Annotated in this window: 7 protein-coding genes and 1 pseudogene; 7 read left to right on the top strand and 1 reads right to left on the bottom strand. The window is 39.4% G+C overall.

All coding sequences use genetic code 11. The features are described 5' to 3' along the window. The 4 genes from AABS66_RS21405 to AABS66_RS21390 form a co-directional block, all read left to right on the top strand. Positions 1-254, top strand: a 254-nt coding sequence (locus AABS66_RS21405) for an integrase core domain-containing protein (protein WP_430225464.1), incomplete at its 5' end; no start/stop codon positions are given. 361 nt (positions 255-615) lie between these two features. After that, on the top strand, positions 616-1,134 hold the full coding sequence (locus AABS66_RS21400; RefSeq protein ID WP_430225463.1) for a DUF2975 domain-containing protein: 519 nt from the start codon (positions 616-618) through the stop codon (positions 1,132-1,134). Positions 1,135-1,238: 104 nt separating this feature from the next. Next, positions 1,239-1,936, top strand: a protein-coding gene (locus AABS66_RS21395; RefSeq protein WP_430225462.1) for an IS1 family transposase whose coding sequence is annotated in 2 segments (ribosomal slippage) — positions 1,239-1,488 and positions 1,488-1,936 — 699 coding nt in all. Because the reading frame shifts where the segments join, the coding sequence is not laid out codon by codon here. 218 nt (positions 1,937-2,154) lie between these two features. After that, a complete protein-coding gene (locus AABS66_RS21390) occupies positions 2,155-3,648 on the top strand; it encodes an alpha/beta fold hydrolase (protein WP_430225461.1) in 1,494 nt (497 codons plus the stop codon). A gap of 186 nt (positions 3,649-3,834) precedes the next feature. Here AABS66_RS21390 and AABS66_RS21385 read toward each other — a convergent pair whose 3' ends face one another. After that, positions 3,835-4,572 (bottom strand): IS6 family transposase, encoded by a 738-nt coding sequence (locus tag AABS66_RS21385; protein WP_430225460.1) that lies wholly within the window; start codon positions 4,570-4,572, stop codon positions 3,835-3,837. A gap of 299 nt (positions 4,573-4,871) precedes the next feature. On the opposite strand from AABS66_RS21385, the gene AABS66_RS21380 reads away from it, so the two are divergent. The 3 genes and pseudogenes from AABS66_RS21380 to AABS66_RS21370 all read left to right on the top strand — a co-directional run. After that, entirely contained in the window at positions 4,872-6,194 is a 1,323-nt protein-coding gene (locus tag AABS66_RS21380) for an MFS transporter (protein WP_430225459.1), read from the top strand. A gap of 469 nt (positions 6,195-6,663) precedes the next feature. Continuing rightward, positions 6,664-7,866, top strand: a complete 1,203-nt coding sequence (gene lhgO / locus AABS66_RS21375) for an L-2-hydroxyglutarate oxidase (RefSeq protein ID WP_430225458.1) — start codon at positions 6,664-6,666, stop codon at positions 7,864-7,866. An 89-nt stretch (positions 7,867-7,955) separates the two neighbouring features. Continuing rightward, positions 7,956-8,259: pseudogene (locus AABS66_RS21370) on the top strand (transposase zinc-binding domain-containing protein); the annotation flags it as partial. Between the last annotated feature and the right edge of the window lie 17 nt (positions 8,260-8,276).

Here is an 8,276-nt window from a genome sequence, read left to right as displayed (position 1 = left end):
TAGTCCAAAGTTTGAGTCGAAAAGGTAACTGTTGGGACAACAGCCCAATGGAGCGATTTTTTAGAAGTTTAAAACATGAATGGATGCCTTCAATGGGTTATGGAAGCCTGAAAGAAGCAGAACACAGAATTATTCGTTATATCACAGGCTATTACAGCGAGATCAGACCTCATTGGTATAACGGGGGATTGACCCCAAATGGATCAGAGCGGCTGTTCTACAAACAGTCTAATGGCGTGGCCAATATTAGTTGACCACTACAGTTTCGGGTGCGGGAGCGATCTGCCTTTATGAATCGATTGTTCAATGCAGAGACTGTTTTTGCGTGAAACATTCATCACTGTTGAGCAAAAAGCAGCCTTGGCGATTATTTGCAACAAGCCCCTGGCAACCATTAGGAGAAGTGCGTCTAGTGAACAGGGCTTTTGGTCTGTAATATAACTGAGCGCCAAAAACTCAGCCCCACCATTTTATTTGCAACAGTGCCAGTGTTTTTCACTTAGATAATTTTTGCAATAAGCCCTTTTATTTATTGATATTCGATAATTTATCTTGACAAATTATCGAATATCAATAATATTTAACTTTAAAGTTCATAGCCTATAGGAGACAAATATGAGGAATGTTTCTCACTCGCATAAAATACAAGTTCGGTTGTGTCTGATCTTGGAGAGTACGCTATTATTTCTAATGTTTACTCTTCCGATTGTTTGTGCTTATTTATTGTTTTGGTCGGGGAGTGATAATCAATATTTCCCTCAAGATGCAAAAGTGATAGAGTGGACATCAGGCGATAATTTATATTTCATTATTGACAATTTGGTAATTTTTCTTGTCCTATTTCAAATGTATCTTTTCTGTAGAGGTGTGCGTAATGGGAATGTATTTACGAAAAGTAGAATTAGAAATATAAAGTATATAGGTTTGATACTTGTTATTGGATATATTGCTAATGTTTATATTCGTACTTTTTTTGATTCCATGCTTGATGAATGGAACTCTGATTATTTATCCATAATAAGTACTGAATTATATAGTCTACAGCAGCTACTATTAGGAGTAGTAATCCTTTATTTAAGCTGTATATTTGAAAAAGTGAATAAGTGGAAAGAAAAAAATGGATTGGTGATTTAAAAAATACCAATAATTATTACTTTGGATACTATATTACAAAATCTGGTCATGTATTCAATCCGGTGAACAACCTGTAATATAAGGTAATTTACCGGAGAATATTCATGGCTAAAGTCGATGTAAAGTGCCCATTTTGTCAACAAACTTCCCCAGTGAAAAAACATGGATTAGGAAGTACTGGCCATCAACGTTATCGTTGTCAAGGCTGTAGCCGAAGTTTCCAATTGGATTATGAATATCGCGCCTGCCAACCAGGAACAAAGGATAAAATTATTGACCTCACGATGAATAATGCCGGTATTCGTGATACCGCCAGAGCCTTACATATCAGTATTAATGCGGTTGTTCGCACTTTAAAAAACTCTTGCCACGGCAGGTAACGTCTTTACGCCTTGATAATTTGCACATTGAACTCCTTTGCGAAGTTGATGAACAGTGGTCTTTTGTGGCTAATAAGAAGCAACAACGCTGGCTCTGGTATGCTTGGGAGCCTCGCCTAAAACGGATTATTGCGCATACGTTTGGTCGTCGAAACAAGAGAACTCTTCGACAGTTACTGGCTTTACTGTCTCGGTTTAATGTGGTTTTTTGGTGCACAGATAAGTTCAGTGCTTATGAGATATTGCCCAAACAAAAACACGTAGCAAGTAAGTTTTATACACAACGAATAGAAAGAGAAAATTTGAACTTGAGAAATCGCTTAAAGCGACTTAATCGTAAGACATTAGGCTACTCAAAGTCAGCAGAAATGCACGACAAGATCATTGGCACATTTATTGAACGCGAACATTACCTATTATGATAATCTACATATTGAATACACGACCCAAGATTTTATCCAATGGAATAAAAGTATATCAGAGGCTGAATTAATAAATCACAGTATTATTACAGAATAACATAGCTTCGATGGAAGGCTAATAAAAGAAAACGAAGGTTTTTTATCTAAAAGAATTATCTCAATCTAAATAAGCTGATTGAGTTATTTATAATTTAACCAATGGTTTCGGAGGTAGTTAAATGAAGTTATTTATATGTATGTTTTTTTTAATGGGAATTATATCATTTCGCAGTGAAGCTTCAGTAATTCAATGGCAAGACTGTTCAGATATAGAATTTAATGACTGGTTTAAAGAGCCTGCGCTCCCCATACTACAATGTGGGTACATTAATGTTCCGTTAAAGTACACTAATGACAAAAATATTAATGAGCTTAGTTCTAGCAATGAAGTCAGACTTGCTCTTACTAAACTTCCAGCTAAAGGAGTAAGTAAAGGTTCTCTTGTAGTTATTAGTGGTGGACCAGGTATTTCAGGTATTGATTCACCGCTCGATACCGAGGGGGCAGCCAAAGAAATACATGAATCGTGGGATATTGTAGCATACGATCCCAGAGGAGTTGGGCGTTCTAAGCCAATAATCAACTGTACGATAGAAGAAGAACCTCTAGCACTCGAAAATTACAGCCAAGACTTACTCAATTCCTGCATTAGAAATACTGGCATTGATATTCTGAAGCACATTGGTACAGACGAAGCTGTAAGCGATATCGAACGTATTCGGCAAGCGATAGGTAATACAAAACTTACGGCACTGGCATATTCATACGGCACTCAGGTTGCCTTGCTTTATGCTGAACGTTTTCCCAATAACATTCAAGCCATGGTCCTTGATGGTGTTGTTGATATTGAAGAAGCTAGCAATACTTTCATCATGCGTATTAATCAAGAAAGAGGATATCAGGCATCTTTCGAGCGATTTGCTGCATGGTGTGCAAAAGAAAATGAATGCCCACTTTCTGCTGATAAAGTAGTTGCAACCCAGCAATATACTAGACTTTTAAATGAGCTATATTACACGCCTCTATCTGGCTTAGATGGTGTACAAGTATCAGCGCAAGAATTGATAACATTAACTTATTCATTATTGCTATGGAAGTCGAATTGGCCCGACCTAGCCACAGTAGTAAAGCAAATTAGTAAAGGAGAAATTGATGAAAAACTGAATAATATATTGATCCAGCAGAATATTTTTAGCCCGCATGATTTTGACTCTACTTCGGATAATCATCAAGAAACTTCAGATAACTCCACAGATGCTTTGCTTGCTATTACTTGTGCCGACTTTTCTTCTCCTGAACTCAGTCGAAGCGATATTCTTGATTATAGAAGAAAAATAAGAGAAGCGTTTCCAGCAATTAATTTCTTACCAGAGCAAACTGATGCTCTTGATCTGTGCGATCTGTGGCCTTGGAAGAGCAACGTTTTTACTAGACGCTCTATTAACACAGTAGACTTACCTCAGTTATTTTTTGTTGCACAGAGACATGACCCTACTACTCCATGGCTGAACGCAAGAAATATGGCAACCCAATTTAAGGGGGCATTGATTACACTAGAAGGAGATGGGCACACGTTGGCGTTATCGGGAATTAGCTCATGTGTGGACAAGGCTGTTGTCGATTATTTGAATGCGCCACAAAAGAAGCAAAATGATAAATCGTGCTATAACTAGTTTTATTTGCAACAGTGCCTTTTAAAGGGCTTGTTGCAAATAATCGCCAGGGCTGCTTTTTGCTCAACAGTGATGAATGTTTCACGCAAAAACAGTCTCTACATTGAACAATCGATTCATAAAGGCAGATGGGCTTGTTGCAAATAATAAATTAGCGCGTTTTTTGCTCAGAGCTCATTGGATGTTTCAGGCTAACACGGTCTCCACATCGAATAATCGATTCATAAAGGCAGATCGCTCCCGCACTCGAAATTCAGGTTCATATCGACGTAACCAGTCATCAAATTGACCTTTATTCAGTTTTCGCAAGGTTTCAAATCCTTGAAGTGTTGACCAAGCCCGCTTCACCGATTTGAAGCCGCCCGTGGCAACAATCAACTTTTTTATCGGGGCGTGATCCGATTCAATACGGTTGTTGAGGGTTTTGATTTGCCGTTGTTCCACGTCAGCGCGGAGTTTCCCTTCTTTAATTAAGCGAGCGATGGCGTAACCGTAAGCTGCGTGCTTATCGGTATTTAAGGTTTTTGGTTGCCGCTCGGAGGGATAAGGCTTTAATACGCGTTTGAGAAATTCATAGGCAGCATGCCGATTACGCTTGGATGAAAAATAAACATCCAGCGTATCTCCGTGTTTATCTATTGCACGGTAAAGGTAACACCATTTTCCGTTCACTTTGACGTAGGTTTCATCGAGCTGCCAAGAGGAAACAGCCCGAATGAATTGATATTTTTTGAGTTTTTTACGGAGTATTGGCGAATATTCGATAAACCAACGATAAATGGTAGAGCGATGAACGGAGATACCCCGTTCGGCTAACATATCACTGACGTTAGCATAGCTTAGCGGGGTAGAGCCATACCAACGCAAGCACCAAAGGATGATAGTGGGGGCAAAATGCTTCCATTTAAACTCGTTCGATGGCATGAATTTAACCTAAAGCGATAATCAATAGTGTGAGTGTTTCTCACTTAGGTAATTTTTGCAACAAGCCCGTTCTCACAACAAACTCTTTTTAATCAATCAATTATTCAATATTGAGACGCTTTCAACCTGAAATACCTCATTAGCTTTGGATGAAAAAATGCTAATTTATTATTTGCTGGAAGCCTAAAAAACAGAGGATTGATCTCAATATTTAATTTATTAGGTAGTCAAATATTGACTAGATAAGTAAATGTCACTATTAATTAACGTATTGTTAATGTGATTACAATGGTGGTAAATTGAATATACTCAAAATTAGTGTAAAAAAAACGGACGCTTCGTTAGATGCAAACGAAAAAGCAAAATGCATTCGTGGTATTGTTGGGGCTGCTTCGGGCAATCTAGTCGAATGGTTTGATTTTTATATTTATGCAGTGTTCGCTGCATATTTTACTAAGGCACTCACACCTCAAACTATGGAGCCTCTCACTCAGTCCATCTATGTTTGGGGGGTGTTCGCTGCAAGCTTCTTTATGCGGCCAATTGGCAGCTGGCTATTTGGTCGTATTGCCGACCGACATGGCAGAAAACGTTCAATGGTCGCCTCAATCTATTTAATGGGCTTTAGTTCTTTTTTATTTGCAGCTCTCCCAACTTATGATCAAATCGGTATGTTAGCACCTCTACTATTGCTATTAGTGCGGTTACTGCAAGGTTTATCTGTTGGCGGTGAATATGGAGCTGTTGCAACCTATATGAGTGAACTTGGTCTTAAAGGTCAACGTGGTTTTTTTGCATCGTTTCAATATGTCACTCTGTCAGGTGGACAATTACTTGCCAGCTTACTCAGTGTCATCATGTTAGCATTTCTCAGTGAACAACAATTACATGATGGTGCTTGGCGGATCCCCTTTATTCTCGGTGGTTTTGCGGCTATTGTGTCACTGATTGCGAGAAAGCAGTTAGATGAAACACTAAGTAATGATGCCGCAGAATCTCAAGAGTCGGGATCTCTAATTGCCCTGCTAAAGCAACATTGGCAATCTTTTATATTAGTGATTGGCTATACTGCTGCAGGATCATTATGCTTTTATATTATTACCGTTTATTCAAAAACCTATCTCACCAATATTGGTATTGATAGTAAAGTTGTCGGCTATATTATGACCACCTCACTGTTTGTGTTTATGATAATGCAACCATTATTCGGCATCATTTCCGATAAGATAGGCCGTCGTGCTTCCATGATCACCTTCACATTGTCGATGATTACATTTATCTATCCAGTGATGGTATTAGGTATGCGCCATTTCGCCCAATCCCCCATCCTCGTTGCTTTACTGCTAATATTCTTAATGATGTTACTCAGCTTTTACACGTCGATTAGCGGGTTGGTAAAAGCAGAAATGTTTCCGCCCCATCTGCGTGCTCTAGGAGTAGGTGTTTCTTATGCTATCGGTAATGCGATATTTGGTGGCTCAGCACCGTCTATTGCATTGCAATTTAAAGCCATTGGAGCGGAAAATACCTTTTTTATCTATGTAATGGTAGTGCTGGTTATCTGCTTATTTTGTTGTTTTAAATTACCTAAAGAACCTAAATATTTAAATGATCAGCACTAGGTCAGTTAAAATCATAACTATCCGCATGCGGGCTGTCTCTTGATCACAAGCCCTACTCAAGAAATTTAGCTAGTTCGTATCCTTCAAGGGAGGCTTGTAATTTAAACCACCCATGTCTTCGAGGTTAAGGCATAAGCCAAATACCAACGAACGCATTGGGCAATGATGTCGTATGAAGGCTTTTTGGACTAAAGACAGGCTGAGTTCACACGATAAAAGCGCGATATTAGCTAATTTCATTTATTAATGCGATAGACCCCCTTGAAGAATAGCTGCGTCGCAATGAATGAGAGCTTCGTGTACACGAGCGGTCTGCGTTTATGAGTCGATTATTCAATGAGGATACGGTATTAGCCTGAAAAACCTAATCAACTTTGAGCAAAAAACATGCTAATTTATTATTTGTCCCCCCCCCTAATGTACGTGGCAAATTAAATAGCTGACAGCAAGAACCCTATTAATTTATAAAATGGATAACATTATGACTTATGACGTGATTATTATTGGGCTGGGATTAGTCGGATTGGGGGTTGCAAGTGCGCTACAAGAAAGTCAACCTGAACTAAAATTACTTGTGATTGATAAAGAATTCTGTCCTGCGGCTCACCAAAGTGGGCATAATAGTAATGTTGTTCATTCTGGTATTTATTACACGCCAGGAAGCCTTAAAGCAAGGTTGGCTAAGCAAGGCAATATCACCACTTATGCGTTTTGCCAACAGCATAATCTTTATTACGATCGTTGTGGCAAAGTGATTGTCGCTACCAATGAAAAAGAGCTGAGTGCATTAGAAAATATTTATCAGCGTGGGATTGATAATGGGCTTGAAGTGATCAAAATGACTGAAGGTGAACTGAAAGCCCGAGAGCCTTATGTTAATGGCATTGCTGCGTTATTAGTTCCTGATACAGGAATTGTTAATTATACTGAAATTGCAGCAAAACACGTTGAAATCATTCAATCTCGTGGCTGTAAAATTACGTTTGGTCAAGCTGTAACGGCGATCAATGAAACGGACGATAGTGTCACAGTAACGACATCCAATAACCAATTTACAGGTAAGTGGTTGATTAATTGTGCAGGATTATTTAGTGATCGTATTGCTAAAATGGCAGGTTATGACACTGGCATGAAAATAGTTCCATTTCGCGGTGAATACTTTATGCTTAATGCCAATAAAAACTACCTGGTAAAACATCTCATTTACCCCGTTCCTAACCCTGATTTTCCATTTTTAGGGGTACATTTTACCCGTATGTACAACGGGTACCGTGACATTGGACCTAATGCGGTATTAGCGTTTAAGCGTGAAGGTTATAAAAAAAGCGATATTAACTTAAAAGATCTTGCTGAAGTTCTCACCTATAAGGGCTTTTGGAAAATAGCAGGTCATTATTTTGGTGAAGGGATGGCAGAACTTCGCCGCTCTTATTCGCGCAAACTGTTTACTCAAAATGCACAAAAGCTAATCCCTGATTTACGTGAAGCTGATATACATCCAGGCTCTGCGGGTGTCCGTGCTCAGGCATTAACCAGTGACGGGAAGCTCGTAGACGATTTCTATTTTATAAAAGGAAAACGTTCGCTACATGTATGTAATGCCCCGTCACCAGCAGCGACAGCTTCTATTGAAATAGGTCGTGAAATCGTCAGAGAACATTTTTCACTATAACTATTGAACAGTTGCCCGCCTATGGCGGGAGCTAAGACTCTGTCACAGTAGCGCTTTATTCAAACAACTTCACTCGCTATAATCCCTCAATGCACATACCACGACCTGCAAAACTTCTCTTCCAGATTGATGATGGCTGGGATCAATTTCTCATTAAAAACGGTCATGCCGTTTCCGAGTGGACATAAACTCGTCATCGAACGGATGCTCGCTTGCGGGACAGGGGCTATGGGCATTCGCCGTTATTGTTGCGCTTCGCCTGCCTGTTCTCATACAAAACATTTCTGCCAAAGCGGCAAAAGTAAAGGGTGTAGTGCCTGTGGCATGAAGGCAACAGAACAATGGATTGCCGAGCAACAGCACATCCTCCCGGATTGTGAATGGCAACATATGAAGTGATGTGATGGACG

It is taken from the genome of Providencia sp. SP181 (assembly GCF_050446505.1).
Lineage (GTDB): Bacteria > Pseudomonadota > Gammaproteobacteria > Enterobacterales > Enterobacteriaceae > Providencia > Providencia vermicola.
Note: the sequence above shows the minus strand (reverse complement) of the source record. Positions and strands in the feature narration are given on the sequence as shown.